The sequence below is a fragment of the Halomonas sp. SH5A2 genome (assembly GCF_014263395.1).
Lineage (GTDB): Bacteria > Pseudomonadota > Gammaproteobacteria > Pseudomonadales > Halomonadaceae > Vreelandella.
The window spans coordinates 2844356-2871129 of record NZ_CP058321.1 but is presented as its reverse complement, the minus strand read 5'-3'; the positions used below and the strand labels follow the sequence as shown (position 1 = coordinate 2871129).

Here is a 26774-nt window from a genome sequence, read left to right as displayed (position 1 = left end):
GACTAGTTGACCTACACTGTGATCAGAAAAAGCTTTGCGTACCAGCTTTGTAAAGTAAATGCACAAGCGTTGCGGACAGGCTTATCGGGCGTGGCAGCCCTTCTTATGCTAGGAGATGACAAGTGTCTCAACATGTATCGATTTCAAGAGTAGGTAAGGCAGCACTGTTGCTGGCCCTGGGAACCTCGCTAAGCGCGGTGGCGGCCCCTGACCAACGGCCGGAGCAGGTGTCAGGCTGGTTTAGGATGATGGTTGACGACCATGAGGTCACGGCGCTGTACGACGGCTATACGGCGATTGAAACACAGCTGCTTAAAGGCATGGAGCAAGCGGAGATACGTGAGCACCTGAATGCGTTGTTCATTGACTCCGAAGACGGGGTTCAAACCGCCGTCAATGCTTTTCTGATCAATACTGGTGAGAACCTTGTGCTGGTGGATGCCGGGTCGTCCGCCTGTTTTGGCCCGACGCTTGGGCATGTTGAAGACAACCTGCGTGCCTCCGGTTACCAGCCAGAGGACGTGGACACTATCCTGATGACCCACCTTCACCCTGACCATGTGTGCGGGTTGACCCGCGACGGTGAGGCCGTATACCCCAACGCCGAGTTGCGGGCCAGCCAGCAGGATGCCGATTTCTGGTTGAGCGAGTCACGTGCGGAAGAGGCCGGTGAAGGCCAACGAGCCTTTTTCGAGATGGCTCAGGACGCCGTTGCACCCTATGTAGAGGATGACCGGTTCACAACGTTCGAGCCGGGTGATGAGATGCTAATGAGGATCGTCGCCCAGGATACCCATGGGCATACACCCGGTCACACCAGCTTTATGCTGAGTGGAGACGACGATGCCATGCTGGTGTGGGGCGATGTGGTGCATAGTTACGGCCTACAGTTTGATGATCCGACGGTCGCCATCGAATTTGACTCTGACCCTGATCAGGCCATTGAAACGCGTCAAGCCGTGCTTGAAGAAGCGGTCGAAGATAAGCACTGGGTGGCCGGGGCGCATATGCCGTTTCCTGGCATAGGCCATATTATTCAGGATGAAGAGGGTTATCAGTGGTTACCCATTGAGTATCAACCGGTCACGTCCGACGAAGAGTGAACCATGCGCCCGTACTGAATGGCGTAGAACAGACAGGCAGTAAAGGAGCAATAGTAATGAAGTCACGTGCTGCGGTAGCACTGGAAGCCGGCAAGCCTCTAGAACTTGTCGAGATTGATGTAGAAGGGCCCAAAGCGGGCGAAGTGCTGGTCAAGATGGCCGCGACAAGCGTTTGTCATACGGATGCCTATACGCTTTCAGGCGCAGATCCGGAAGGGAATTTTCCTTCTGTGTTGGGCCACGAAGGCGCCGGTGTGGTGCAAGAGGTTGGCGAGGGTGTCACCAGCCTCAAGCCCGGTGACCATGTCATTCCGCTCTATACGGCCGAATGCGGGCAGTGCAAGTTCTGCCTGTCGGGCAAGACCAACCTGTGTGGTAGCGTTCGTGCCACCCAGGGCAAGGGTGTCATGCCTGATGGTACCTCGCGCTTTTCGCTGGATGGCAAGATGCTCCACCACTACATGGGTACCTCCACGTTCAGCGAATATACCGTGCTGCCCGAAGTATCGCTGGCAGTGGTGTCCAAAGAGGCACCGATGGATAAAATCTGCCTGCTGGGTTGTGGCGTGACCACCGGTATCGGTGCCGTTATGAACACCGCTAAAGTGGAACCCGGCTCGACGATTGCCGTTTTTGGCCTGGGGGCCATTGGTCTGGCGGTCATTCAGGGCGCGGCGATGGCCAAGGCGTCGAAAATCATCGCTATCGACGTCAATCCGGATAAGTTCGAACTGGCCAAGCAGTTTGGAGCCACGGACTTCGTGAACCCCAAAGATTATAGCGACCCGATTCAGAAGGTCGTGGTGGATATGACCGATGGCGGGGTGGATTACTCCTTTGAGTGCATCGGCAACGTCAATGTCATGCGTTCTGCTCTGGAGTGCTGCCACAAAGGCTGGGGTGAATCGATCATCATTGGGGTCGCCGGTGCCGGTGAGGAAATCTCCACGCGGCCTTTCCAACTGGTGACTGGCCGGGTCTGGAAAGGCTCCGCTTTTGGCGGCGTAAAAGGCCGCACCGAACTGCCGGGCTACGTTGAGCGTTACATGAACGGTGAGATCAATATCGACGATTTTATTACCCACGATATGCCGTTTGAGAAGATCAATGAGGCCTTCGATTTACTGCACGCGGGCAAGAGTATTCGTACCGTCCTGCATTACTGAGTATGATAGTACGAACAACAAAGGGCGCGGCGGGGTTACCCGCCGCGCTTGCTGCTTTAAAGGAGCAAGCTCATGAGCATGAGTGAAACCCTGGAATTAGTGTCGGCCAACCGCAGCCACGGCGGCTGGCATAAGCGTTATCGACATTACTCGCGTGCCTTGGACTGCGACATGGTATTCGCGGTTTATTTGCCACCTCAAGCCGAGGAAGAGCGGGTGCCGCTATTATGGTGGCTCTCGGGATTAACCTGTACTGACGAAAACTTCATGCAGAAGGCCGGTGCGCATCGTCTGGCGGCGGAGCTGGGTATCGCGATCGTCTGCCCTGATACCAGTCCGCGAGGCACTGACCTGCCTGGCGAGCATGATAGCTATGACCTCGGCTCTGGCGCGGGCTTTTACGTCAATGCCACCCAGGCCCCGTGGAAACCGCAATACCGCATGTACGATTATGTGATCGAGGAACTGCCATCGGTAGTGCGTCAGCACTTTCCGGTTAACGGTCGCGAATCCATCAGCGGGCACTCGATGGGCGGTCATGGCGCCCTCATCATGGCATTACGCCATCCGGGGCGCTTTCGTTCCGTGTCAGCATTTTCCCCGATTGTTAACCCGATGAACTGTCCGTGGGGGGAAAAGGCATTTTCCAACTACCTGGGTGACGATCCGGCACAATGGCGCCAATACGATGCTTGCGAACTGGTGGCCAACGGCGCTTCGCGGCAACGACTGTTTATCGACCAGGGCGAAGCCGACCAATTCCTTGAAGAGCAGCTCAAGCCTGAACGCCTTGAAGCCGTGTGCGAAGCGCATGATCATCCGCTTACCCTGCGTCGGCAGGCCGGCTATGACCATAGCTACTTCTTCATTGCGACCTTTATCGACGACCATCTTCGCTACCATGCCGACCACTTGTTAAAGCGGTGAGGAAGCTTTCATGTTGAAACGCACGCTACGTCGCTCAGCAAGCTGGCTTTGGTGGTGGGTCTGGCGTGGCGTGTTTCTGTTTGTGGTGCTGTCAGTGAGCCTGGTGATGCTGTTTCGGGTAGTGCCACCACCAGGTTCAATGGTCATGGTCGAGCGTAAAATCCAGAGTTGGGTACACAGCGAGCCGATACAGCTGCGGCGGGAATGGCGCAGTTGGTCGCAGCTTGCCGATTCGGCAAAAATTGCGGTCATGGCGGCGGAAGACCAGCGGTTTCCCAATCACCACGGCTTTGATATTACTGAGCTACGCCGCGCCCTGCAGGTGAGTATGGACGGTGGGCGCCTGAGGGGGGCCAGTACCATCAGTCAGCAGACCGCCAAAAACGTTTTTTTATGGACGGGCAGGAGCTGGGCGCGCAAAGGGCTGGAAGCCTGGTTTACCGTGCTCATTGAGCTGATATGGGGCAAACAGCGAATCCTCGAAGTCTACCTTAATGTTGCCGAGTGGGATGCCGGGGTGTTTGGTCTGGAAGCTGCCGCACAGCACTACTTTGGTGTGTCGGCCGACGCGCTGAACGATCGCCAGGCCAGTCTGCTGGCAGCAATCTTACCAAGCCCGCTAACGCGCAGTGCTTCACGTCCAAGCCCCCAGGTGGAGCAGCGCAGCCAATGGGTGCGCCAACAGATGCGTAATCTAGGCGGTGCCGACTATCTGCGTCACATCGCCGATTGATGACAGGGAGGGTCAGGCACAGGCGGCGATCAAACGCCGCCTGTTTGGGTTGCCTGGCTGGATCAGTCGTAAAGGGCGTCGTCGATGACCGGAAGCGCTTCCAACTGCGGGCGGGCAAAGTAGTAGCCTTGCTGCACCGGGATGCCTAGTGCCAGTAAGCAGCGTGATTCCTCTCGGGTTTCCACGCCTTCGGCTACTAATTGAGTGCCCAGCGTATCCGCCAAGGCCACCAGGCTGCGTAGAATCGCCTGACGGCGCTTGTTGTTGTTGCAGTCCATGACAATCTCACGGTCAACCTTCAGAGTGTCTGGGCGCAGGTCGGTGAGAAGATCCAGGTTCGCGTAGCCGTTGCCGAAGTCGTCAAGCGAGGTGGTAAAGCCCATCGCACGGTAGCTCTCGATAATGTTGCGCATGTGCTGCCGGTCTTTGACACGCTCGGTCTCGGTGATCTCGAAATTCAGTCGTTCGGTAGGCCATCCGACCCGCCGTGAGGCTTCAAGCGTCGCCTGGATACACGCCTCCGGCTCGTAAACGGCGTTAGGCAGGAAGTTGATCGATAGACGCTCTTGCATGCCCAGCGCGCTGGCTAATTCAATCGCTTTTATGCGGCAGGCTTGATCAAACCGATAGAGTAAATCGTCGGTGACTTTTCCAAGAATCGATCCCGCCGACTCGCCACCGGGCCCCCGTACCAGCGCTTCGTAATAAACCACCCGCCGCGCAGCGACATCGACAATGGGTTGAAAGGCCATGGTAAAGGCAAAAGGAACCGGGGTATCGCACCGATTACAGCGGCCATCCACACGCGCGCAATGGTGATGTTCAGACGTATTCATACTAGCCCTGAAAAATTCTATATCGTTATGTTGTTGGCGCTTTGACAGCGGGTTTGCGCACCGTTAGCACGACGCCGGCAATGGCAATAAACATCCCTCCAAACCCTATCCAGGAAAGCCGTTCATCGAATAGCCACCACGCTTGTAGTGCGGTAACGGGGGGCACCAGATAAAACAGGCTCGCCACCCGAGACGCTTCGCCGCGCTTGATCAGCGCCATCAATAGCAAGATGGCAGCTATCGATAGAATCAGTACTAACCAGCTGAGCGTCAAGACAAAAGTGAGCGACCAAGTGACGTCACGTGTCTCGAATAACAGCGCCCCGACCCCCAATACGCCTCCCGCGGCAAGGTATTGGATGACGGCGCCAGATAGCAGCGGCATACGCGTGCAATAGCGTTTTTGGTAAAGCGTGCCCAATGAAATGCCCACCAAGGCTGCCAGTACGCTCAACAAGGCGCCCAGACCAAAGCCACTGAATAGCGATTGCCCCAGCTCAAGTTGGCTGCCCAGCACGGCACTGATACCGAGCAACCCCAAGCCTAACCCCAGCCATTGTTGCCTAGCCAGTCGCTCACCCAGAAGCGGGCCAGCACAGGCTGCTGTCAGTAGGGGTTGAAGGCCGACCAGCAGCGAGGCCAAACCGGCAGGCATGCCAAGCGAAATCCCATAGAAAACGCCACCTAAGTAGGTACCGTGCACAAGGAGACCTGAAATGGCGATGTGGGTCCATAACCTGGGTGATGAAGGCCAGGAAATTTTAAGTATCCATACCAGCGGCGTTAGCAGTATCACCGTCATCACAAAACGAATGAAGAGAAACGTGAAGGGCTCTGCGTAGGGAAGGCCAAATTTGGCGCCGATAAAGCCGGTGCTCCAAAGCAGCACAAACAGCACAGGCATAGCGAGTAATCCAAGTGACGCGAAATCCCGCTGGCAAACGAGTGATATAACACCTTTCATAAGGCTCTCAATAGTCAATAGGAGTTGGTGGTTTTGTTACTTAATGTTCTTTTTGTTACATAGTTTTACGCAAAAATTTGAACCTCGACGTTATGTCCGCGTCACACTAAGCACATTCATAACGTGTTAACTGAGGTTCTTTTTATGCAACGTATGACTGCCCTGTTTTCTGCCGCACTGCTCGCGACTGGTCTAATGACGGCAACGGCTCATGCCCAGCAGGATCAAGAGTCCACACAGGACTCAATGGCCACTCAAGAAGCGGCACCGACTCAAGATTTTTCTGATGAACAGCTTCAGCAGTTTGCTGATGCGTCACAAGAAATCGCGGTCATCTCTCAAGAATACACAGAGCGTCTGCAAGAAGCCGACGATGAAGCCGCTCAGCAAGAAGTCCGCACCGAAGCCAATGACCGCATGATTGAGGTTGTTGAAGATAGCGGTCTAGATGTTGATACGTTCAACGCGATTGGTCAAACAATCCAGCAAGATCCTGAAATGATGCAGCGTGTTCAGGAAATGGCGGAATCGTAAGCAGTCATTGAGCGTTGCACCCGCTTGTAACGTCTTTAAGTGACACCGCTACGTAGCGGCTCTAAAGCCCGGCGCAAAAGCGCCGGGCTTTTTCGTCTTCGGGCTTTACGCGTACAAGGCTTCGCGCCACACTTTCACTATCAGGCCCGTATCGGGTTAGGCGTTGGAAGGTCGGCTATGGCGGCCTGAGGAGAGAGCATGGATGTCGAGCTATTAGAAATTCGCCAGCATATGGGGCAGCATCCCCCTTTCGATAGGCTTTCGGACAGCTTACTGGATAAAATCGCCAGCCGCGTCGAGGTCAGTTACTTCAAGACCGGCAGCGATATTCTGGCACTAAACGAAACGATGACCGACCTGTGCTATATCCGCAGCGGTGCGGTCGAAGTGTATCGTCGGCAGGGAGACCTCTATAACCGGCTAGGGGAAGGCGATATCTTTGGCCACTTCAGTTTGTTGCGTAACCAAAAAGTGCGTTTCCCTGCCAAAGCTATCGAAGACACGCTGCTTTACTTTATTCCCAAAGCTGTCTTTCAGCAGTTGTGTGAAGAAGACGAGGACTTCGCTGATTTCGTTGAAGTGGAACGTCCGCGACTGGAAACCGCCGCAGAGCAGCAAAAGAAATCCAACGACATGATGGTCACGCGGATTCGCAAGCTGGTGGCGCGTTACCCGGTCATGGTAGAAGCATCGACCACGGTGCAGCAAGCGGCTCAGCAGGTCAGCCAGGCTCAAGCCTCAGCGGTTCTGGTACTCAAAGAAGACAGTACCCATCCGCGTTATAGCTTTCAGGACAGCGAAGGTAAAACGTGGCAGGTATGTGGCATCTTGACCGATAGTGATTTTCGCACTCGGGTCGTTGCCGAAGGGCTCTCGCCTCAAACGTCGGTGGGGGAGGTTGTATCCTCACGGCTTATCACGGTTCAGTCGGACGTTTCGATCTACGAAGCAATGCTTACCATGCTGCGTAACAACGTTCACCACCTACCGGTGCTTTATCGTCAACGGCCAATGGGGGTGGTACACCTCTCTGATATCATTCGCTATGAAACCCACAGCGGACTTTACCTGGTGAGCAATATTTTCCACCAGTCGAACATTGAGGGATTGGCGCGTCTGGCGCCGGACGTGAGTGCCTCCTTTGTCAGGATGGTACAAGAAGGGGCCAATTCCCACATGGTGGGCAGTGCACTCTCGACCATTGGGCGCAGTTTTTCGCGTCGTCTGTTGGAGCTTGCCGAGGAGAAGCTGGGGCCACCGCCGGTGGCCTACTGTTTCATGGTCAACGGGTCGATGGCGCGCAATGAGCAAAGCATTGTCACCGACCAGGATAATGCGCTGATTCTGTCGGACGACTTTATTCCTGAAGAGCACGATGCCTATTTCAAGGCGCTGGCGGATTTTGTGAGTGAGGGCCTGGATGCCTGTGGTTATACCTACTGCAAGGGCGATGTGATGGCGACCAATTCACAGTGGCGTCAGCCGTTGCACGTCTGGAAAAGCTACTTTACTGACTGGATCAATAACCCGACCCCGGAAAGGCTACTGCACAGCTCGATCTTTTTCGATCTTGATAGCCTCTACGGAGAAGACCTTTTTGTGGAAGCGCTCCAGGATCTGATTGCTGAAAAAGCGCCCCAGTCACCGCTCTTCTTAGCCGCCATGGCGCGCAACGCCCTGAATCGAACACCACCGCTGGGGTTTTTCCGCACTTTTGTGATGGAAAAAGACGGCAAGCACAATAACTCCATCAACTTGAAGCGCCGCGGTACAGCGCCCATGGTTGACCTGATCCGTGTGCATGCCTTGGCCTGCGGCTCAAAAGCCCAGAACACTTTCCAGCGGCTGGATGACATTGCCAATACCCAGCTCCTGGCTACCGGTATGAGCGACAAATTGAGCTATGCCTTTGAGTTTATGTGTATGTCGCGTATCCGCCATCAGGTGATCGACCTGCAGGAGGAACGCGTGCCCGACAACAATATCGAGCCAGAAAACGTCGCCGATAGTGAACGACACACGCTCAAGGATGCCTTTCAGGTGCTAAGCAACGCCCAAAAATTCCTGAAGTTCCGCTATCCCGTTCCCGCCAACCGGACGGGACGCTAATATGACGTTTATACGCCCGCGCCGGAAAATCACCCAGGCAGACTGGGCGAAATACATGCAAAAACGCGCGCCGTTGGCACAGGATACGGCCATTCAGCGTTTTTTTGAGGCGCCACCCCCGAGTCTCGATACGCCCATTGCCGAGGTGCCGATGGTCGCGTTGGACATGGAAACCACAGGGCTTGATGAGCGTCGCCATGCCATTGTGAGCATCGGCTTGGTGCCGTTTACATTAGGGCGCATCAAGCTCGCCGAGCGGCGTTATTGGGTAGTCAAGCCGCCGCGTCCGCTCGACGAGGCCTCAATTACCTTCCACCATATTACCCACTCCGAGATTGCCAACGCCCCGGACCTGGACGAGATTATCGATCCCTTGCTGGAAGCCTTGGCTGGGCGGATCGTGGTGGTGCACTTTCGCCACATTGAACGCCCGTTTTTGGATGCGGCGATCAAGGCGCGGCGCGGTGAGGGGGTCATGTTTCCGATGATTGATACGATGTCGCTTGAAGCGCGGCTTCACCGCCAAAAGCTATGGGCGCGTTTTCGTCGCTGGTTGGGGCGCCCGCCGGTCTCTATTCGCCTTGATGCCAGCCGCCGTCGCTATGGGTTGCCGAGTTATCAAGGTCATCATGCGTTGATCGATGCCATGGCGACGGCGGAGCTGTTGCAGGCACAGATTGCAACGCACTATGAGCCGAGCACGCCCTTAAGCGCGCTTTGGACTTGATCCCATAAGCGTCATCAACATCTTTTGGCGTATAAAAAAAACGGGCAGCCCAAGGGCTGCCCGTTCAAGCTTAGTGCAAGGGTCTTTTAGACGGCTTTTGGCTCGCTCATCAATCCTTTGATAATGGCATAGCAGGCCACCAGCAGGATGATGGTGAACGGGAAGCCGGTCGAAACGGCCATAGTTTGCAGCGCCGTCAGACCACCACCGAGCAATAGTGCGATGGCTAGGGCCCCTTCGATGATTGCCCAGAATACGCGCTGTGGTTTCGGTGCATCGACCTTGCCGCCAGCGGTAATCGAGTCGATTACCAGTGAGCCTGAGTCAGACGATGTCACGAAGAACACAATGACCAGCACAATGGCCACGAACGAAGTGATCTGCGACAGCGGCAGTTGCTCCAGCATGATGAACAGTTGGAGGTCGATGCCAGCTTCACGCACGGCTTCGATACCTTGGTTGACGTACTGATCGATCGCCGTGCCGCCGAAGGTAGTCATCCATAGTACTGATACCGTAGACGGCACCAACATCACAGAGATGAGAAACTCACGTACGGTGCGGCCACGCGAAACGCGGGCGATAAACATACCGACGTACGGCGACCAGGAAATCCACCATGCCCAGTAGAAGGCCGTCCAGCCTTGGCTAAAGTTGGCATCTTCACGACCAAACGGATTTGAAAGCGCCGGCAAGTGTGTGGCGTAGCTTACAAGGTTTTCAAAAAAACCGGTAGCGATCAGCAGCGTTGGGCCAACCGCAATCACAAAGAATAGTAGCGCTGCTGCCAAAGCAATATTGATCTTGGAAAGCAGCTGAACGCCCTTGTCGACACCCGCCAAGATCGACCCGATCGCAATGATCGTGATGCCGATAATCAGCAGAATCATGGTGACATCGGATTCTGGCGCGCCGAAAAGATACGACATCCCGGCAGCGGCCTGAGTGGCCCCAATACCCAGTGAGGTCGTTAGACCAAACAGTGTGGCGAAGACTGCCAGGATATCGATTAGGTGGCCCGGCCAGCCCCACACGCGTTCACCCAGGATAGGGTAAAACACCGAGCGCATGGAAAGGGGGAGCCCTTTGTTAAAGGCAAACAGCGCCAGCGACAACGCCACGACCGAGTAAATGGCCCAAGGGTGCAGCCCCCAGTGGAAAATTGTCGCGGCCATGCCAAGGGTAGCAGCCCCGGCCGCGTCTCCTTCAGCGCCAGCAAGGGGAGCCCAGCTACCGCCATCGAAAGACGTGCCAAAGTGGGTCAATGGCTCATTCACGCCATAAAACATCAGGCCAATGCCCATGCCCGCTGCGAACAGCATCGAGAACCAGCCCATGTAAGTAAAATCAGGTTTGGCGTCCGCCCCGCCAATGCGGATTTTACCCAGTGGCGTGAAAATCAACGCTACGCACAGAATAACGAAGACGTTGGCCGCCAGGATGAAAAACCAGCCTAAGTTGCTGGTCAGAAAGCTAAATACCGTGTCATAGATTGGCTCGATGGTGTCTTGCAACGCCAGCGTGAGTATGACGAACAGCAGTATGACGATGGAGGAGATGGTGAAGACCTTACCGTGCAGGTCAAGATTAACCCCCATCGTTTTGGTGGTGATGTTGTCTTGGCCAATAACGTAATCGGTATCGATCAGGTTGGCTGGCCCCTCCGGAGCTGGAATGCCTTCCGAAGGAGCGTTTTCATCTGGCGATTGGTCTTGCGGTTTGTTATCCACAAAGTTGCTCCCTTAGTTATTTGAAACAGTGCGCCTTGGAACAGTACGCCGCATTATTTGCTCGGGCGAAGTAGGAAGACGGAGGCGTCGGTGTGTGTGGCTACCTTGCCGCCATGAGAGGGCATGACAATATCCAGATGACGTGGCAAATGGGTCGCCATCATGACCAGGTCCGCGCCTGTCTCATCGATCGCTTTCACCAACAAGTCGTCAACATTGGCAACAGGGTCGGTCGAGCTATAGACCTTGATGCTGACGGGTTGCCCATGCACCTTATGACGCTCCTGAGCGAAAGCGTCCAGCTTTTGCTCATACTCCTGAGGTGTGCGGGCGATGCTGGTAGGCGTATTGGCCGTAACGCCGACATAGGTAATGTGTGCGTCATATTGTTTGGCCATGTCCGCGACAACGCTTAGAGCAGGCTCTAGCGTTTCTAGGTGGGCAAGATCTACAGGCACCATAATGTTGTTAAACACGGCAATCTCCTCACTATACTTTCTTAATGATCAACATTAGTAAAATATATGCCGGTCATCGCTATGGTTTAGACGAGATTTAAAAAATGAACTGATGCGCAAGTACGCACCAGTTCATCTCTTCTATCTTCCAGGTAAGAGCTTAGTTGTTAAGCCATTCCTCTACTACGTCTTGGTTATCTGCGACCCACTGCTTGGCGTTTTCATAGGGGTTGCTGTCGTCTTCCTGATTCATGAGCATGACCTCGCCCATCTGTTCAGGCGTCCACTCGAATGCATCGAGAATGGCATAGGCTTCCGGCATGTCTTCTTCCAGACCATTACGAACGACAGTGTGGATCTGCTCGGCGCCACCGTAGACGTTCTCAGGGTCTTCCAGGTATTTCACGTCAAAGCGGGCGAACATCCAGTGCGGTGTCCAGCTCGTTACGACGATGTCTTCCTCGTTTTCAATAGCGCTTGAGAGCGCTGCGGTCATGGTGGCACCGCTGCCGCTACGCAATTGGAGATCAAGATCATAGGTATCCACAACCTCTTCGGTGAGGGACATCAGGCCCGCACCAGGATCAATACCGATAATCTCGCCGTTAAAGTTGTCGGCGTTGTCGTTCAGGTCGGCAATGGAGTCGACATCGGTGTACTCAGGAACCACCAGGCCTAGCTTGGTCCCATCCAGGTTTTGACCGAGGTCTTCAACGTTGTCGCTAACCCGCTCCATGTAGTGCTCATGGGTCGTGGGCAACCAGGCAGCCACAATGGCGTCGGCATCCCCGGTGGACAGCGCCTGGAACATGGCAGCCGCTGAAAGCGATGTCATGTCGACTTCGTAGCCTTCTTGCTCAAGTACTGCGCGTACCACGTTGGTTGACGCGACTTCAGACGACCACTCGACATAAGCCAGGTTGATTGTACCTTTGTCCTGAGCCTGAACCATGCCACCAGCGGCAAGGCCAGCGCCTGAGACGAGTGCCAATGAGGCGAGGCGGATACGGCTATTTAACATACGAGTTTTCATTCACTTGCTCCCTTAGATGGAGAGGTAGCATTAGCCACCTCAAACAAAGTCGTGTTTACTTCGTATCACTTACAGCATGGGCATGTCTCCCGTGCTGTGCAAGTCCTACCAGCTTGAACGCCGGTGCCGTAAAAGGCCAGTAGAGGCTTTTAACGGCGCGACTTACTGAACGATTGGGTCAAGCGGTCAAGCACCATGGCGAGAATAACAACCGCAATACCGGCTTCAAAGCCATCACCCGGACGTAAGCGTTGGATGGCACGCCATACTTCGCTGCCCAGGCCATCCGCACCGATCATGGCGGCAATGACCACCATGGAGAGCGCCAGCATGATCGTTTGGTTAATACCGGCCATGACGGTCGGAAGTGACAACGGTAGCTGCACTTTGACAAGCTTCTGACCACGAGTTGCCCCGTAGGCGTCGGCGGCTTCAATCAGCTCCACAGGTACCTGGCGAATACCGAGGGTAGTAAAGCGAATCGCCGGCGGCATCGAGAAAATCACGGTAGCAAAGATGGCCGAGACCGAACCGATCCCGAAAAACGGAATAGCCGGAATCAAGTACACAAATGCCGGCATGGTCTGCATGAAGTCGAGTATCGGCATGATAACGCGGTACAGGCGCTGGGATAGTGCGGCGGCTATACCCACCGGAATTGCCATAACCACGGCCACTAGAGTGGCAATCACCACCAGCGTCAGGGTTTCGATCATGGGATCCCAGAGCCCCAGGTTCCATATCAAGGCCATCCCAGCGGCCGCGCCGATGGCAAGGCGAGGCGTTGCTGCTTTCCAGCACAGCAGCGCGATAATGACCAGTAATGCCCATGGCGGGAGCCACATGAGGCCATCATTGAGGCCGCCGATGCCGGTTTGCGTTACGCGAGAAATAGCGCGTGTTATCAGCGAGTATTCACTGGTCAGCCAGGTCAGGCTGCTTTCAATCCAGTAACCTAACGGAATGCTTGGAATATCCATGATTATTCTCCTGCCCGAGCTAGTTCATCAAGTACCGCCCCTTTCACCACGACGCCGAGCAGCCGTTGCTGTTCGTCTATCACGGCGATTGGGAAGCTCTTGTCGCTGAACATGGCGAACAGGTTATGAAGCGGTTCGTCAGTGGTGACTTTGCGAAAGTCCTGGGTCAAGTAATCGGTAATGGTATCGGCGCCTGCCTCGATAGCGCGGCTTGCCTCCTCGGCTTCCAGAAGCCCGAGCAGGTTACGATCCCGGTCGGTGACGTAAATCGAGTCGACACTGTTTTCACGCATGCGGTGCAATGCGGTGCGTGGGCCATCGCTTTCCCGAGCGGTTGCGCGCACCGGACGCATGGCGCTTTCGGCCGTCAGAATGCGCGAGCGGTCAACGCCTTCGATGAAGCGACGCACGTAGTCGTCGGCCGGTTTGGTCAGGATGTCTTCGGGGGTGCCGATTTGCACAACCTCACCGCCCTTCAGCAGCACGATGCGGTCGCCGATATTCAGCGCTTCGTCCAGATCGTGAGTAATAAAGACGGTGGTTTTTTTCATTCTGGACTGCAACTGCAGCAGTTCCTGCTGCATATCCTTACGAATCAACGGATCCAGCGCCGAGAAGGCTTCGTCCATCAGCAGGACGCTGGCGTCGTTTGATAGTGCCCGGGCAAGGCCGACCCGCTGCTGCATACCGCCGGATAGCTGGTTGGGATACGCGTCTTCCCAGCCATCCAGACCCACCTGGGTGAGTGAATCACGAGCGGTTTTGTCCCGCTCGGCGGCAGGCACACCGCGGATTTCTAAACCAAACTGAGCGTTTTGCAGCACCGTTTTATGGGGGAAGAGGGCAAAATTCTGGAACACCATTGAAAAGTGCCGACGACGGCACTCGAGCAACGCTTTTTCGCTTAGCGTGGGGATGTGCTCATCGTCGATGACGATGTCCCCTTCGCTGGTGTCGATTAGCCGGTTAAGGCAGCGGATCAGGGTGGATTTACCCGACCCCGAAAGCCCCATGATGACCAGTAGCTCGCCTTCATAAACATCAAAAGAGATGTCGGAAAGAGCCAGTGTTTGGCCTGTTTTCTCCAGAATTTCAGGGCCTTTTAAGCCTTGGTCGCGTAGCTCAAGTGCGCTTTTGGGGTTTTTTCCAAAGACCTTGCTTACGCCCCGCACCTGAATTTTGACGTTTCGTGTCTCGTCCATCGGCGATGCCTTTTGTTGACTGAGCTAGGTGCTGGCGCCTGTTTGGGCACAAAAAACGGCCCATAAGGCCAGCGAACACCGTCACCCATAAGTAGAAAGATTAGATGAAGAACTAAAACGATTACCAATTATTATACATAAGTGCCTTGGGTGTGTCACAACGCCTCTCCGTGGGTGGCTGCATAGTGTCTCATGTGTCATTTTTCACCCACCGCCAGCGGTGCGCAGGCCAAAAAAGCATCGATTGTTTTGTTGTTAAGTTGTTGTTTTATAATTTTTTTATTTTTATAAGAGAAGCTTGGCATAAAAACTGTAACCAACTTAGTAAATATGCTTTATGTCAACTTTACTCAAGTCGTAAATGAGCAGTGAACGTCTGATTAAACGCAACGTAAACGCATGAGCAGGAAGCAACTAACACACATGTAAATTTAGTAGTGTTGCCTGTGAACTTGTTGCTCAATGCCGACGTCACAGGGCAGTAACGTCCCAAGCTGGAATGGAGTAAGCGCGTGAAATTATATCGGTTTAGTGGTCAAACAAGCGTTTTGGCAGCTCTGCTGCTGAGTGGCGTGTTACTCGCGGGTTGCGGTCAGGAAGAAGAGGCTGATAGTCCAGCCGTGCCGGAGGAAACCACGCAAGACCAGCAAAACGATGAGATGGCACAGGATGATCAATTCGTTTCTGAGCAGGAATCAGCCGAAAACGATCCGGCGATGGAAAGCGAAGCAGGAATGGAAAGCGAGTCGACCAGCGGTGAGCCAGCTCAGGAAGATGAGCCATTAGCAGGTGACGCCACTGAAGAGCCTGGCTTTGGTGATGGTACGGATCCCATGCCCGGTGATGGCGAAGATGCGAGCGATCTAGCTGCAAATGGTTCAGCAAACAGTGAGAGTGATGACGAAGATCAGTCAGAAAATGCGGATAGTGAGGAAGAAAGTAGCAGCAGTCAGTAAGCCCGTTTAGATATCAAGTCCCTACGATGATAAGCCGTTCAGCTGTTCGTTCCCTGCGGTTGTTTTCACGGTTTATCATCCCTTCAGCCCCCGCGCCCGCGGGGGCTTTTTTTTAGATACTCGATTATTTTCAGGACTCTTCGCTATCTTCCAGACGACGGTAAAGGGTACGGCGGGCGATACCCAATACTTCTGCGGTGCGCCGTTTGTTGCCGCCTGTCGCTTCCAATACCTTGCGAATGTAACGCTTCTCTACTTCTTCCAGGCTTGGCCAGGGAGCCGTTGTGGCTGTTGGCATCCTGGGAGTGGGTAGTACTTCACCGCTAACTGTCGCGGTCGTCTGGGCTGCATCCTGCGAGAGTTGTTCGCGCAATCGCTCGGGCAGGTGTTGATGGCGTAGCGTGCCATCCTCACTCAGCGTAACGGCGCGCATAATGGCGTTTTCAAGCTCGCGGACATTGCCTGGGTAAGCGTAGTGGAGCAGGCAGTGAAGCGCATCGGGTTCGATTTGTTCAATCTGTTTATGCTGCGCCTCGGCATGCTTGTCGATCAGGTTGAATACCAGGTGTTCAATATCGGGACCGCGTTCACGCAAGGGGGGAATACGTAACGAAAAGGTTTCCAACCGGTAGAATAAATCGCTTCGAAAGTTGGCCTGCTCGATTTCCTTTTCCAAATGCCGATGGGTGGCGGCGATGATCCGGACATCGACCGGCTCTTCGCGCTCGCCACCGACTGGGCGGACGGTTTTTTCCTGCAGCGCGCGGAGCAGTTTTGCCTGAAGGTTGATGGGCATTTCGCCGATTTCATCCAGAAAAAGGCTTCCGCCCTGGGCACTGTGAAAGAGGCCTTGTCGCGCCTCGTTGGCACCGGTGAAGGCCCCTTTGACGTGACCAAAAAACTCACTCTCCATCAGGTCAGCGGGAATGCTGGCGCAGTTGACCGCCACGAAAGGCGCATCGTGACGCCCACTTTCCTGGTGAATCGCCTGGGCCAACAGTTCCTTGCCGGTGCCGCTTTCGCCCAGCAGTAAAATGGGGGCCTCGCTTTTTGCCAGACGAGAGGCGTCATGAAAAAGTGCCTGCATCACGTCGCTTTGGCCCACAATACCGTGGAAGTGGCCAGCATCATCGGCATGCGAAACCGCCAGACGCTGGCGTTCAAGCACCCGAAATACCGATTCACGCACGGCGTCAAGATCCAGTGGTTTGGTCAGGAAGTCGTCGGCCCCGAGCTTGAGCGCTTCAACGGCCTGATCGATAGTGCCAAAGGCCGTAATCACAATAATGCCCAGCTCACTGCCATCCTGACGTAGCTGTTGGAGCAGTTGGATGCCGCTGATACCCGGCAGGCGCACATCGGTAATGATCAGGGATACCGCCGTGTGGCTTAACAGGGCAATGGCATCCTCTGCGCTGGAGACACCGTGGGTGGTGTAACCGGCATCCTGTAACTCTTCTTCCAGCAGCTCGCGTATGGCGCTGTCATCTTCCACTACCAACAAAGGTAAAAAATGTTCCGTATGCGTCACAGACATGGTCCTCATGCAGGTGTGGTGTCGTAAAGAGGCAGCGTGATTTCAAAACCGGCGCCGCCTAAGGGGCTGTTGAAAACGCCGATCGTGCCGCCATGATCGTTGATAATTCGGTGAACCATCGAAAGTCCTAACCCGCTGCCCTGGCCAACGGGTTTAGTGGTAAAGAAAGGATCAAATACCTGCTGATGGTGTGAGGTAGGGATGCCAGGACCGTCATCCTCAACCCATAAATGAAGTTCGTGTTGCTGCTGTTCGGCACGGACGCGAATATGGCGAACGCCCTCAGCCTGGGCTGCATTGCGCAACAGGTTGGTAATTACCTGGATAATTTGCTGCCCGTTGGCAAGCAGTGTCGGTGTTGGTCGGGGCAGGTGGGTTTCCAGGTGTACCCCGCGCGGCTCCAGTTCATCTTCCACCAGAGCGCTTGCGTTGTGCATCAGCTCGTCGAGAGGCTGTTGATCTTTTTCAACGTTATGCTGGCGGCCCAGTTCCATCAACTGACGGACAATCTCGACAATCCGCTCCACTTCGCCGCGAATACGGCTCAATCGGGCGCGCTCGTCGTCGCCGATGACATCACGCCGAGCCAATCGCTGGGCCTGGCCGTTAATCACGGTCAACGGTGCGCCAATTTCATGGGCTACCCCTGCCGCGAGGACGCCCAGCTCGGCAAGCTTCTTGGATTTACGCAGCCGTTTTTCAAGCTCGATTTCGCGCTGCTGGCGATCTTCGATATCGTGATCTTTCTCGGCCATGGCATCCAGCATGCCGTTAAGCCCTGACGCCAGCCGCCGATACTCCGCTGGCCCTTCAATATTGGCGCGCTGACCACGATCCCCTTCCTCGACGCGCTGCATGACCATGAGCAAGCGATTCAAGGGCCGCTCGATATGTTGACGAAATCCCCACCAGATACTCAGCACAATGCCTCCGGCACCAAACACAAACACCAGCCCGGCCACGATGCTGAGGAACCCGGTATAGTTTTCGATGCCGGTATTTAAACGGTTGACCTGCAGTACGCCACTTATCTCGCCATCCGGTGTGCGCAGGGGCTTGAGGGCGGAGTAGTAGGTCCAGCCTTCAAACTGTCGGTAATCACCGTAAAGTTCGTCGTCCTCAATAACTTGCTGGATATCCTCGCGGCTAAATAGCTCACGGCCGAGCCCCAGGCCGTAGACTTCCCGTCCATTGGTATCGAACACATAGGCCCCGTAGATGCGATGAAAAGAGAAAGCGGCCTCCAGCGCTTCCTCAAGCGAGGCGTCACTTTCCCGGGCAACGGCATAGCCAAGGGTTGTACTTAGCGCATGGGTGATCATGTCGACTTCATTCTGCAGCTTCGAGCGAACGTTATCTTCCATGGACTTGATCGCCACCAGGCTAAATACCACCAAAACAACGAATAGCGGGACGATGACCGTCAGGATAATCAAATTTCGTAAACGCATGCGTTAACCGGGGTTATGAAACGTCAATAGGTAATCAGCCGTTAGTCGGCGGGGCGTAAGCGATAAAGCCCACCGTTGGCGGCATCTGTCAGCAGGTAAATAGCCTCGTCAGGCCCCTGGCGCACGTCGCGGATGCGGCCAATCTCGCCATCAAGGATGATTTCGTGGCTAGCGACCTGATTATCTTCGAGCTGCAGCCTGACCAGCTGTTCACTGCTCAAGCCGCCCGCCAGTAGCTGGCCTTGCCAATCGCCAAAGGCACTACTGGTGACTTCCGCCAGGCCTGAAGGCGCAAATCGGCCTTCAAATACGTACACCGGGTCAACCATACCGGCTTTGGATGTTTCGCCAATCGGTTCGTTGGTCGCATAATCGTTGCCTAGGCTGACCTCGGGCCAGCCGAAGTTATCGCCAGCCGTCAGATGATTGAGCTCATCGCCGGTTCTTGGGCCATGTTCGGTGGCCCAGGGCTCGCCGTCTTGTCGGACCACCATGCCTTGAATGTTGCGGTTGCCCTGGGTGTAGATTTCATCAAGCGTGGACGCATCGCCCACAAAGGGGTTGTCGTCTGGCGTTTCGCCGGTGTCGGTCAGGCGCAGCGTAGAGCCTGCGTGGTCATCATCGGCCTGGGCGCGGGGCGGCTCGTTGCCGCGATCGCCAATGCTCATCAATAGGGTGCCATCAGGCAGCCAGGCAATGCGTGAGCCGTAATGGCGTCCTGGTGAGGAAGCGCGATCCTGGGCAAACAGGTGCTCGACATCACCGAGCTGTTCACCTTGCCACTTCACCCGGGACAGCGCGCTGCGACTGCCGCCCTCTGCGGGTTCGCTCCAGGTGAAATAGACCCAATCGTGTTCGCCGTCGCCAAACTGCGGATGCAGGGTAATATCCAGTAGGCCGCCCTGGCCACGCTGGCTTACCTCGGGTAATCCGTCGAGGGCACGCGGTTCGCCGCCATCAGCGTCAATTACATTCAGTTGCCCCGGCCGCTCGCTGACCAGAAAACGACCGTCCGGGAGTACGGCGACCGACCAGGGGTGTTCAAGACCACCGGCGATCTTTTCGATCGAAAAGGCGAGTTGATCGCTCTCGATACGTTCCTCGATCATTTCCGCGGCGCTGACTGGGGCGCTGCCGAATAATCCAAAAAGAACAGCGGTCAACCAGCGCTTCCGGAATGCATAGGCATATAAGCGGCGCATTGTAGCTCTCCCAAAAGGTGGCAGATATTAGGCGCGTTTAGGAGAGACGCTTTTGGGGCCGAGAGGTTCCCTGTTTTGCGTCCTCGGCTCACGGCATCAACCAGGCGAGTAACAGGGGGAGATAAAATAATGACAGCAGGGTGGAACAAAACACCAGGCTTGCCACATAGGCAGGTTCACGCTTAGCGCGCTGGGCAAACAGATAGTTGAATACCGCGACCGGCATGCTCATTTGCAGCACCAAAATCCCCTGGGCCAAAGGCGGAAGCCCCATCAGGTCGGCAATCAGCCAGGCTGCCGTTGCAGCAAGTGGGATACGCACCAGACTAAAGCCGAGGCCCGAGCGCAGGCTTTTGACCTGAATGCTGGCCAGCGACACGCCTAAGGTGATCAGCATCAGCGGCACGGTAAAGCCCGACATCAAATCCACGCTGTTAGCCAGCCAAAGCGGAAGCTCGGTGTCGGTCAGCAACAGCGCCATGGCAATGGCGATCGCGTAGACCGTTGGCGTCTTGGCCAGCGACTTGAGCGGATTTCCCCGACTGGCCAGCATGGTGCCCACCGTAAACTGAAACAGGGAAACCGTGACCATCACGGTAATACCGTATACAAACCCGGCACTGCCAAAGGCGTAAAGCACCACCGGTAGTCCCATGTTGCCGGTGTTGGGGTACATCATGGGGGACAACAAGACGCGCCAGTCGCGACGCAGCAGCTTGGCGACAAAAAACGTCGCCCCGGCCATGCAGATAATGACCAGTGCGGTGGCGAGCATGGTGCGGCCAAAGGTGCTGGCATCGATCTCCGCTCCGGCGAGCGATGCCAACACCAGCGAGGGCGTGCCGATATTGAAGACCAGCCGGGTGACAAAATCGACCGGGTAGGGCTGGCCCAGCCGTACCCAGGTGAACCCCAGGCCAGCGCCCGCCAACACGGGTGCCATTACCGCAAAAAGTTCCGCCAGCATGGCGCGTCCTTGGCAATGAGTGGCCGACTATTGTGAATAGGTAGCGGACTAACTGGCAAGTCGAGAAGTCAAAACCTAAGCCGCAACCTCGTTGTACTGCCATTGGCGGGGCATAGTCTGGCGCAAAAATGCCAGCAGCGCCTTCACGCGCCGAGGCTGGTAGCCGTAGGCGTAAAGCAGCGTGATGGGGAGCGGTGCTGGTTGCCAGTTGGGCAGGCAGGGGGTCAGTTCGCCGGGGTGATGGGCTTCGCGCTTGTCGGCCAGCCAGTGAGGCAGTAGACCGATACCCTTGCCGTGGGCGATGGCATCCAGGTGAAGGGCTGTCAGGTCCACCCGCAAACGTGAGCGGGGCGGATAAAAGTGGTAGTTGCCGTGGTTTTCATGATGCAACAGCAAGCCATCCTGAGTTGTGTTCAACAGGTCGATCCAGGGGTGGTCGGCAAGATCGCGCGGGTGTTCAAGCAACGGTTGCTGGCTGAGGTACGACGGGCTGGCGTAGAGGCCGCGCGTCAGCCTACCCAGCGGCTCCTGATGAAGGCCGTTTTCCGGCATCGGCCCCAGGCACACGTGGACACTGTGACTGTTGAGCGAACTGGGCGGCGCATCCCGGGTACGCAGCGTTAGCTCGACTTTGGGGTAGCGTGCCATGAAGGTATCCAAGACCTGACCCATCCAGCCTCTTGCCAGCGCGCTATGAACCTCCAGGGTGACCGTCCCGCTGATATCTTCACGCAGCTCGGCCAGCGCTTCATGGCTGCTTTCTGCCAGTTTTAGCATGTCCTGACAGTAGCGATGGAAGACAAGCCCCGCCTCGGTAGGCAGAAGCCGATTGGCCTGGCGACGCAGTAGCGGCTGTTCCAGGCGCGCTTCCAAGTGGCTGATACGCCGGCTCAGGGTGGATTTGGCCAGCCCCAATTTTTGCGCACTGCGCGTCAGGCTGCCGGAGGCCATTACCTCAGCAAAGGCTTTGAGTTCGTCGAAATCATGCATGGGGTACACCGCAGGAACGGGGAAACGGATGTATTGTGCCAGTATTTTAAGCGAATAAAAATTATTGTGATTTGTGTTGCAGCTAGTTGAACATGCTGTTCCATCCCAAAAGGGGCAAAATTGTGCAAGCATTCAGATGCTAATGCTTCTTATTAGTTTTTATTTTTTTATTACTTGATAAATAGCACATCACTGGGGACCCCGCATGCCGAAGCATTTATACAAAACATATTTAACCACCGCCATTGCCGGTTTGGTAACACCACCGCTACTCGCCCAGGAAACCGAGTCGTTGGATAACATGGTCGTTACGGCGTCGGGCTTTGAACAGCAGGTCGTTAATGCGCCAGCTTCTATCAGCGTGGTAAGTCGTGAACAGCTAGAAGACGGCTATTATCAGGATGTCACCGATGCCCTACGCGACGTGCCCGGGGTGATTGTCACTGGCGGCGGGGCAGGCGATAACGGTAAAGATATCACCATGCGTGGCATGCCGTCGCAATACACACTGATCCTGGTGGACGGTCGCCCGCAGAACTCACGCGAGTCACGCCCCAACGGCAGTGCCGGCTTCGAGCAGGACTGGCTGCCGCCACTGCAAGCGATCGAGCGCATTGAAGTGGTCCGTGGGCCGATGTCGACGCTTTATGGCTCCGACGCCATTGGTGGTGTCATCAATGTGATTACCCGCAAAGTCGCTGATTCTTGGCATGGCAATGTGCAGCTCGACACAGTGCTGCAGGAAGATAGCGATTCCGGAGATAGCCGTCAGGCTAATTTCTACCTGAGCGGCCCGCTGATCGAAGACCGCCTGGGCCTGCAGCTGTTTGGGCGCACCTCGCAACGCGACGAGGACAATATTGTTAACGGCTACGAGGAGAAAAACCTACAAAGCGTCACTGCGCGCTTAAGCCTGGCCGCAAGTGACAATCATGACTTTACTGCTGAGGCGGGCATCACCGAGCAGGATCGCACCTCACTGATGGGCAATTCAGCCCCATCGGAGGGCTGCCGCGGTGGCTGTGAAGACAGCTTCAACGACTATACCAATGAGCACGTAGCGTTGACGCACAATGGCCGCTTTGAGTGGGGTACCAGTGAAACCTTTGTGCAGCGTGAACGTAGTGAAAATACTTCGCGTGATATCGAAATCACCAACACTACAGCGAAAACCAGTGCGGTGGTGCCGCTGGGCATGCACATGCTAACGGTGGGGGCGAGCTATGAAGAAGAGTCGCTTGATGACAGCACCACCAACCAGATTTCCGACCGTACGACGGTTGAGCAAAGTCAGTGGGCGCTGTTTGTCGAAGACGAGTGGATGCTGGCCGAAGATTTCGCGCTGACCGGCGGCTTGCGCATGGACGACGATGAAAACTACGGCAGCCATCTGAGCCCACGGCTCTACAGCGTGTGGAACATGACCCCGGAGTGGACCCTGAAAGGCGGCGTCTCCACAGGTTTCCGCTCGCCCAATCTGCGTGAAATCACCCCTGACTGGGGGCAAGTCAGCCGAGGTGGTGATGTCTACGGTAACCCGGATCTGGAACCCGAGACCTCGCTCAATAAAGAAATTGGGCTTCACTACGCGTCCGCGTCTGGTTTAAGCAGCAGCGTGACGCTGTTCCATAACGACTTTGAAGATAAAATTACCCGCATCGTCTGCCCGGAAGGGGTTTGTGCTGATGAGCCCAACCAGTTTGGCAGCGACCCGACCTACCGTATCAACGTAGATGAAGCGGTGACCCAGGGGGTTGAAGTAAGCCTGGCTGCGCCGTTAAGCGAGGTGCTCGAACTCACTGGCAGCTACACCTATACCGACTCAGAGCAGAAAAGCGGCGAGTACGAAGGAGAGCCGCTGGCTCAACTGCCACGCCACCAGGTATCGGCCTCGCTTGATTGGCAAGTCTCCAGCAAGCTAAGCCAGTGGACGAAGGTGACTTATCGCGGTAAAGAGACTCAGCCCAACACCGGGCCGTCACAGGATGCAACGGTGGCGCCGTCCTATACCTTTGTGGATACGGGGATCGGCTATCAGTTGACCGACAATACCAAGGTGAATGCGGGAATCTACAACCTGTTCGATGAAGACATCGACTACGATGAGTACGGCTATATCGAAGACGGCCGTCGGGTTTGGTTGGGGTTGAACGTGGCCTTCTAACACTGGGTGAGATAATCACAGTGCTAACGCCATAAACAAAGCGGGGAGCCACGATGAAAATGGCTCCCCGTTTTTGCGCATGGAACCGAGGGTTAACCAGTCAGCGCCTGCCAAACCAAGCGGGCGGCCAGCAGCGTCAGAACCCAATTGAAGATATGGGCGAAGTGGCGTTCCGGCATGTGCTTCAAAATGCGTAGCCCCACCCAGGTGCCGATGGCACCGCTTGCGATCATGGCGCCCGCTAGCGGCAGCCAGGGCACAAGGGAAAAGCCCGCCTGCTGAAAAACGGCGATTTTAATGACGTGCTGCAAGCTCATGACAGCCGCCAGCGTCGCGACGATCGTAAAGCGTTGGTGATAGAGTTGCTTGAGATAGGCACCGATCAGCGGCCCGGTCGCCCCGACAAATAGCGTCAAAAACGTTGTGACGGCACCCATCAAGAGGGTTCCTCTGCGGCCCATGACGATTCTGGGCAGTGCCGGACCCCAGCATAAATACACAATAAAGCTGGCAATGCTCAAGTAGAGGAGATCAGGCGGCAGGGAAATCAGCACCAGGCTGCCAAGCAGCGCACCCACCGCGGCACCGGGTAAAAAAGTGACCACCATCTGACGGTCAATATCACGCCAAAGCATCGCCGCCCGGTTGGCATTGGAGCCTAGTTGCACCATGCCGTGCAGCGGAATAATGGCCTGGGGTGGGACGACTTGGGCCATGATACCCAGCAGCAAGACACCGCCGCCCGCGCCCAGGCAGGCGGTGAGTAGTGAGGTCAGGAAGGATGTCCCTATCAAAAGACTCAATACAAAGGGGGATAAGCCATTAAGTAAATGTTCCAGCGAATTAACTCCTTGTCAGCACCCGCAGCACCCGCAGCACCCGTGGCCAAGGCCCAATAACCTAGCAGATATTGCCTGATGATCGCCATGGCGGTTATCTCCAGACTGAAAAATACTAGCGGCAGGGCGTTGCGTGGAAAGGAACACACCATTCGCCGGAATGTTGATGAAAGTGCTTTTGATAATCGTTATTATCCTTGCCTGTCTAACCAGCGAGGATAACGTATGCGAGCTAACGTATGGCGCGTCAGCATTGTGGGACTACTGCTGAGTGGGTTGTGGGTAGGCGCTGCTCAGGCACGCACCTTGGATACTGCTTTTGGCGATGTGGAAGTGACCGGCACCCCCGAGCGTGTCGTGACGCTGTACGAAGGCGCGCTGGATGCCTCGCTGGCGGCAGGGGTAACACCGTTGGGCGCGGTGACCACCCGCGGTGGCGACAATGTCGCTGAATACGTGGAAGCCCATCTAGGCGATGAGCGTCCCGCTATCATGGGCGTGGTACGCGAAATCAATATCGAAGCGGTGCTGGAGCAGCGCCCGGAGCTGATCCTGGCACCCGCTCAGTTGAGCGAAGCGCAGTACCGGCTGCTGTCACAAATTGCGCCCACCATCGTCCCGCCTAGCCAGCCGATTGCCCCGGATAACTGGAAAGACGAAGCGCGTCTTTACGGTGAAGCGCTGAATCGCCAGGCCGCCATCGAAGCCGCCATCAACGCCGTTGAGGAGCGTGCCGCCGAGCTTGCCAGTGCGCTGGAAGACACGGGTGTGAGTGGCAGCGCCTTCGTGGTTCGCTGGATGCCGGGCGGTCCCATGGTCATGTCAAAAAACCTGTTTGCCGCCGGGCTGCTTGATCAAGTGGGCCTCACGGTGGAAGACGCCGGGCTGGTGAGCGAGCGGGGCGTGCACAGCGATGTGCTGAGCCTTGAAAACCTCTCCCAGGTGGATGGCGACTGGCTGTTTTTGGCCACACTCAATAAAGACGGACGCGAAGCGTTGGAAGCTGCCAAACAAAGCAGCGCCTTTACGCGACTTGATGTTGTACAGCGCGACCAGGTCGTGCCGGTGAATGGTCAGCTATGGTCCAGCGCCAACGGCCCGCTGGCGGCCCAGGCGATTTTTGACGATATAGAAGCTGCCCTGTTGCCGTGATGCCGATCCGCGTTGCCCAGCAACGAACGCAGATGACGTTACTCCTCAACGCCCTTGTGGCGGTGAGCCTCGTTAGCCTGCTGATCGGCGCGGGTGAGGTCGGCGCGCTGCGTTCACTGGCGGTGCTGGCCGGTAGTCAGGATAGCGACGCGAGCTTTGTGGTGTGGCAGCTGCGCGCGCCGCGCACCTTGATTGGCATTGTCGTGGGCATGGCGCTGGGTGTCGCGGGGGCGCTGCTGCAGGCGGTGTCGCGTAATCCGCTGGCCGAACCCGGCCTGCTCGGCGTCAGCGCTGGGGCGGCGTTTGCAGTCGCGCTGACACTGGTGATGGGCGCCAGTGCCGCCACGCTGCGTATTTCGGTTGCCCAGTTGGGGGCCTTGGTGGGTTGTCTGTGTGTGCTTAGCGTCACGCGGGTGCGGGGCGTCGGCAGCGACCCGGTGCGGCTGGTGTTGGCAGGTGCGGCGTTTTCCGGGCTGTTGGGCTCGCTGACCTCGCTGATGTTGCTGTATGACCAGCGCGCGGCGGATGAAATCCGCTTCTGGGTCATTGGCAGCCTCGCCGGGCGACGCCTGGACGACCTCGCCGCGATGCTGCCCAGCATGCTGATCGCCGCCGTCGCGGTGGTATTAATGGCGCGCCCGCTGGCGGCGCTGGCACTGGGCGAGCGGGCGGCCTCAGGGTTGGGGCATCACCCCGGGCTGATTCGTTGGTGCGTCGTTGCCTGTGTGGCCTTGCTGGTAGGGGGCGCCACGGCAATGGCGGGGCCAATTGCCTTTGTCGGGCTGGTGGTGCCGTTTGCCGCCCGGGCGATGGCCGGGCCGGACATTCGCCGTACGCTATGGTTCTGCTTGCCGATTGGCCCGTTGATGGTGCTAGCAGCGGATATGATTGCCCGCGTGGCGGTGGCGCCTTCGGAATTGCCGATTGGCGTGCTCACCGCGCTTTGCGGTGCGCCGGTGCTGGTCGCCGTAGTGCGCGCCAGGCGGCTACCGTCTTTATAACCTCTGGCGTGGG

At 56.2% G+C, this 26774-nt stretch carries 24 protein-coding genes; 11 read left to right on the top strand and 13 right to left on the bottom strand.

Going from position 1 to position 26774, the window contains the following annotated elements; all coding sequences use genetic code 11:
• The first annotated feature begins 122 nt into the window (after nucleotides 1-122).
• The 4 genes from HXW73_RS13325 (at nucleotide 123) to mtgA (ending at nucleotide 3929) form a co-directional block, all read left to right on the top strand.
• Nucleotides 123-1103 (top strand): MBL fold metallo-hydrolase, encoded by a 981-nt coding sequence (locus HXW73_RS13325; RefSeq protein ID WP_240538637.1) that lies wholly within the window; start codon nucleotides 123-125, stop codon nucleotides 1101-1103.
• A 56-nt stretch (nucleotides 1104-1159) separates the two neighbouring features.
• Nucleotides 1160-2269 (top strand): S-(hydroxymethyl)glutathione dehydrogenase/class III alcohol dehydrogenase, encoded by a 1110-nt coding sequence (locus HXW73_RS13320; protein ID WP_186253552.1) that lies wholly within the window; start codon nucleotides 1160-1162, stop codon nucleotides 2267-2269.
• 72 nt (nucleotides 2270-2341) lie between these two features.
• A complete protein-coding gene (gene fghA, locus HXW73_RS13315; RefSeq protein ID WP_186253551.1) occupies nucleotides 2342-3196 on the top strand; it encodes an S-formylglutathione hydrolase in 855 nt (284 codons plus the stop codon).
• Nucleotides 3197-3206: 10 nt separating this feature from the next.
• On the top strand, nucleotides 3207-3929 hold the full coding sequence (gene mtgA / locus HXW73_RS13310; protein WP_186253550.1) for a monofunctional biosynthetic peptidoglycan transglycosylase: 723 nt from the start codon (nucleotides 3207-3209) through the stop codon (nucleotides 3927-3929).
• Nucleotides 3930-3991: 62 nt separating this feature from the next.
• Here mtgA and HXW73_RS13305 read toward each other — a convergent pair whose 3' ends face one another.
• Nucleotides 3992-4765 carry an EAL domain-containing protein gene (locus tag HXW73_RS13305; RefSeq protein ID WP_446718985.1) on the bottom strand — a complete coding sequence of 258 codons (774 nt, stop codon included), beginning with the start codon at nucleotides 4763-4765 and terminating at the stop codon, nucleotides 3992-3994.
• Nucleotides 4766-4790: 25 nt separating this feature from the next.
• A complete protein-coding gene (locus HXW73_RS13300) occupies nucleotides 4791-5729 on the bottom strand; it encodes a DMT family transporter (protein ID WP_186253549.1) in 939 nt (312 codons plus the stop codon).
• A gap of 144 nt (nucleotides 5730-5873) precedes the next feature.
• Here HXW73_RS13300 and HXW73_RS13295 point away from each other — a divergent pair, with 144 nt between their 5' ends.
• From HXW73_RS13295 to HXW73_RS13285, 3 genes are all read left to right on the top strand, one after another.
• The gene (locus HXW73_RS13295; RefSeq protein WP_085917241.1) at nucleotides 5874-6263 is read left to right on the top strand and encodes a DUF4168 domain-containing protein; all 390 of its coding nucleotides are present in this window, start codon (nucleotides 5874-5876) and stop codon (nucleotides 6261-6263) included.
• A 198-nt stretch (nucleotides 6264-6461) separates the two neighbouring features.
• Entirely contained in the window at nucleotides 6462-8372 is a 1911-nt protein-coding gene (locus HXW73_RS13290) for a DUF294 nucleotidyltransferase-like domain-containing protein (protein ID WP_186253548.1), read from the top strand.
• 1 nt (nucleotide 8373) lies between these two features.
• A complete protein-coding gene (locus HXW73_RS13285; protein WP_186253547.1) occupies nucleotides 8374-9099 on the top strand; it encodes a 3'-5' exonuclease in 726 nt (241 codons plus the stop codon).
• Between the two features lie 86 nt (nucleotides 9100-9185).
• On the opposite strand, the gene HXW73_RS13280 is transcribed toward HXW73_RS13285, so the two are convergent.
• From HXW73_RS13280 to HXW73_RS13260, 5 genes are all read right to left on the bottom strand, one after another.
• The gene (locus tag HXW73_RS13280; protein ID WP_186253546.1) at nucleotides 9186-10829 is read right to left on the bottom strand and encodes a BCCT family transporter; all 1644 of its coding nucleotides are present in this window, start codon (nucleotides 10827-10829) and stop codon (nucleotides 9186-9188) included.
• Nucleotides 10830-10882: 53 nt separating this feature from the next.
• The gene (locus tag HXW73_RS13275) at nucleotides 10883-11305 is read right to left on the bottom strand and encodes a universal stress protein (protein ID WP_186253545.1); all 423 of its coding nucleotides are present in this window, start codon (nucleotides 11303-11305) and stop codon (nucleotides 10883-10885) included.
• 142 nt (nucleotides 11306-11447) lie between these two features.
• Nucleotides 11448-12320: a glycine betaine ABC transporter substrate-binding protein gene (locus HXW73_RS13270; protein WP_186253544.1), complete on the bottom strand. Its 873-nt coding sequence runs from the start codon at nucleotides 12318-12320 to the stop codon at nucleotides 11448-11450.
• 149 nt (nucleotides 12321-12469) lie between these two features.
• Nucleotides 12470-13300: an ABC transporter permease gene (locus tag HXW73_RS13265; RefSeq protein ID WP_186253543.1), complete on the bottom strand. Its 831-nt coding sequence runs from the start codon at nucleotides 13298-13300 to the stop codon at nucleotides 12470-12472.
• A gap of 2 nt (nucleotides 13301-13302) precedes the next feature.
• A complete protein-coding gene (locus HXW73_RS13260; RefSeq protein WP_186253542.1) occupies nucleotides 13303-14502 on the bottom strand; it encodes a quaternary amine ABC transporter ATP-binding protein in 1200 nt (399 codons plus the stop codon).
• A gap of 512 nt (nucleotides 14503-15014) precedes the next feature.
• Here HXW73_RS13260 and HXW73_RS13255 point away from each other — a divergent pair.
• Nucleotides 15015-15458: a hypothetical protein gene (locus HXW73_RS13255; RefSeq protein WP_186253541.1), complete on the top strand. Its 444-nt coding sequence runs from the start codon at nucleotides 15015-15017 to the stop codon at nucleotides 15456-15458.
• 130 nt (nucleotides 15459-15588) lie between these two features.
• Here HXW73_RS13255 and HXW73_RS13250 read toward each other — a convergent pair whose 3' ends face one another.
• The 5 genes from HXW73_RS13250 to HXW73_RS13230 form a co-directional block, all read right to left on the bottom strand.
• Nucleotides 15589-16989 (bottom strand): sigma-54-dependent transcriptional regulator, encoded by a 1401-nt coding sequence (locus HXW73_RS13250; protein WP_186253540.1) that lies wholly within the window; start codon nucleotides 16987-16989, stop codon nucleotides 15589-15591.
• 11 nt (nucleotides 16990-17000) lie between these two features.
• On the bottom strand, nucleotides 17001-18446 hold the full coding sequence (locus tag HXW73_RS13245) for a sensor histidine kinase (RefSeq protein ID WP_186253539.1): 1446 nt from the start codon (nucleotides 18444-18446) through the stop codon (nucleotides 17001-17003).
• A gap of 41 nt (nucleotides 18447-18487) precedes the next feature.
• Entirely contained in the window at nucleotides 18488-19648 is a 1161-nt protein-coding gene (locus HXW73_RS13240; RefSeq protein ID WP_186253538.1) for a PQQ-dependent sugar dehydrogenase, read from the bottom strand.
• Nucleotides 19649-19736: 88 nt separating this feature from the next.
• Complete coding sequence (locus HXW73_RS13235; protein WP_186253537.1) at nucleotides 19737-20615, bottom strand: AEC family transporter; 879 nt, start codon at nucleotides 20613-20615, stop codon at nucleotides 19737-19739.
• Between the two features lie 75 nt (nucleotides 20616-20690).
• Nucleotides 20691-21605 carry a LysR family transcriptional regulator gene (locus HXW73_RS13230; protein ID WP_186253536.1) on the bottom strand — a complete coding sequence of 305 codons (915 nt, stop codon included), beginning with the start codon at nucleotides 21603-21605 and terminating at the stop codon, nucleotides 20691-20693.
• Between the two features lie 205 nt (nucleotides 21606-21810).
• Between HXW73_RS13230 and HXW73_RS13225 the strand changes: the two genes are divergently transcribed.
• Nucleotides 21811-23769 carry a ligand-gated channel protein gene (locus tag HXW73_RS13225; RefSeq protein WP_186253535.1) on the top strand — a complete coding sequence of 653 codons (1959 nt, stop codon included), beginning with the start codon at nucleotides 21811-21813 and terminating at the stop codon, nucleotides 23767-23769.
• Nucleotides 23770-23861: 92 nt separating this feature from the next.
• Here the strand turns inward: HXW73_RS13225 and HXW73_RS13220 are convergent, their stop codons facing one another.
• Nucleotides 23862-24563 carry a sulfite exporter TauE/SafE family protein gene (locus HXW73_RS13220; protein WP_240538636.1) on the bottom strand — a complete coding sequence of 234 codons (702 nt, stop codon included), beginning with the start codon at nucleotides 24561-24563 and terminating at the stop codon, nucleotides 23862-23864.
• Between the two features lie 270 nt (nucleotides 24564-24833).
• Between HXW73_RS13220 and HXW73_RS13215 the strand changes: the two genes are divergently transcribed.
• Both HXW73_RS13215 and HXW73_RS13210 read left to right on the top strand, forming a co-directional pair.
• Nucleotides 24834-25760, top strand: coding sequence for an ABC transporter substrate-binding protein (locus tag HXW73_RS13215; RefSeq protein ID WP_186253534.1), 927 nt, complete (start codon nucleotides 24834-24836; stop codon nucleotides 25758-25760).
• A 32-nt stretch (nucleotides 25761-25792) separates the two neighbouring features.
• Nucleotides 25793-26761: a FecCD family ABC transporter permease gene (locus tag HXW73_RS13210; protein WP_186253533.1), complete on the top strand. Its 969-nt coding sequence runs from the start codon at nucleotides 25793-25795 to the stop codon at nucleotides 26759-26761.
• Nucleotides 26762-26774: the final 13 nt, after the last annotated feature.

What these genes read in the sequence shown, in the direction of transcription:
- HXW73_RS13320 (WP_186253552.1), top strand. Translation starts at nt 1,160, where the DNA reads ATGAAGTCACGTGCTGCGGTAGCACTGGAAGCCGGCAAGCCTCTAGAA.
- fghA (WP_186253551.1), top strand. Translation starts at nt 2,342, where the DNA reads ATGAGCATGAGTGAAACCCTGGAATTAGTGTCGGCCAACCGCAGCCAC.
- mtgA (WP_186253550.1), top strand. Translation starts at nt 3,207, where the DNA reads ATGTTGAAACGCACGCTACGTCGCTCAGCAAGCTGGCTTTGGTGGTGG.
- HXW73_RS13305 (WP_446718985.1), bottom strand. Translation starts at nt 4,765, where the DNA reads ATGAATACGTCTGAACATCACCATTGCGCGCGTGTGGATGGCCGCTGT.
- HXW73_RS13300 (WP_186253549.1), bottom strand. Translation starts at nt 5,729, where the DNA reads ATGAAAGGTGTTATATCACTCGTTTGCCAGCGGGATTTCGCGTCACTT.
- HXW73_RS13295 (WP_085917241.1), top strand. Translation starts at nt 5,874, where the DNA reads ATGCAACGTATGACTGCCCTGTTTTCTGCCGCACTGCTCGCGACTGGT.
- HXW73_RS13290 (WP_186253548.1), top strand. Translation starts at nt 6,462, where the DNA reads ATGGATGTCGAGCTATTAGAAATTCGCCAGCATATGGGGCAGCATCCC.
- HXW73_RS13285 (WP_186253547.1), top strand. Translation starts at nt 8,374, where the DNA reads ATGACGTTTATACGCCCGCGCCGGAAAATCACCCAGGCAGACTGGGCG.
- HXW73_RS13270 (WP_186253544.1), bottom strand. Translation starts at nt 12,320, where the DNA reads ATGAAAACTCGTATGTTAAATAGCCGTATCCGCCTCGCCTCATTGGCA.
- HXW73_RS13265 (WP_186253543.1), bottom strand. Translation starts at nt 13,300, where the DNA reads ATGGATATTCCAAGCATTCCGTTAGGTTACTGGATTGAAAGCAGCCTG.
- HXW73_RS13260 (WP_186253542.1), bottom strand. Translation starts at nt 14,502, where the DNA reads ATGGACGAGACACGAAACGTCAAAATTCAGGTGCGGGGCGTAAGCAAG.
- HXW73_RS13245 (WP_186253539.1), bottom strand. Translation starts at nt 18,446, where the DNA reads ATGCGTTTACGAAATTTGATTATCCTGACGGTCATCGTCCCGCTATTC.
- HXW73_RS13240 (WP_186253538.1), bottom strand. Translation starts at nt 19,648, where the DNA reads ATGCGCCGCTTATATGCCTATGCATTCCGGAAGCGCTGGTTGACCGCT.
- HXW73_RS13235 (WP_186253537.1), bottom strand. Translation starts at nt 20,615, where the DNA reads ATGCTGGCGGAACTTTTTGCGGTAATGGCACCCGTGTTGGCGGGCGCT.
- HXW73_RS13230 (WP_186253536.1), bottom strand. Translation starts at nt 21,605, where the DNA reads ATGCATGATTTCGACGAACTCAAAGCCTTTGCTGAGGTAATGGCCTCC.
- HXW73_RS13225 (WP_186253535.1), top strand. Translation starts at nt 21,811, where the DNA reads ATGCCGAAGCATTTATACAAAACATATTTAACCACCGCCATTGCCGGT.
- HXW73_RS13215 (WP_186253534.1), top strand. Translation starts at nt 24,834, where the DNA reads ATGCGAGCTAACGTATGGCGCGTCAGCATTGTGGGACTACTGCTGAGT.
- HXW73_RS13210 (WP_186253533.1), top strand. Translation starts at nt 25,793, where the DNA reads ATGACGTTACTCCTCAACGCCCTTGTGGCGGTGAGCCTCGTTAGCCTG.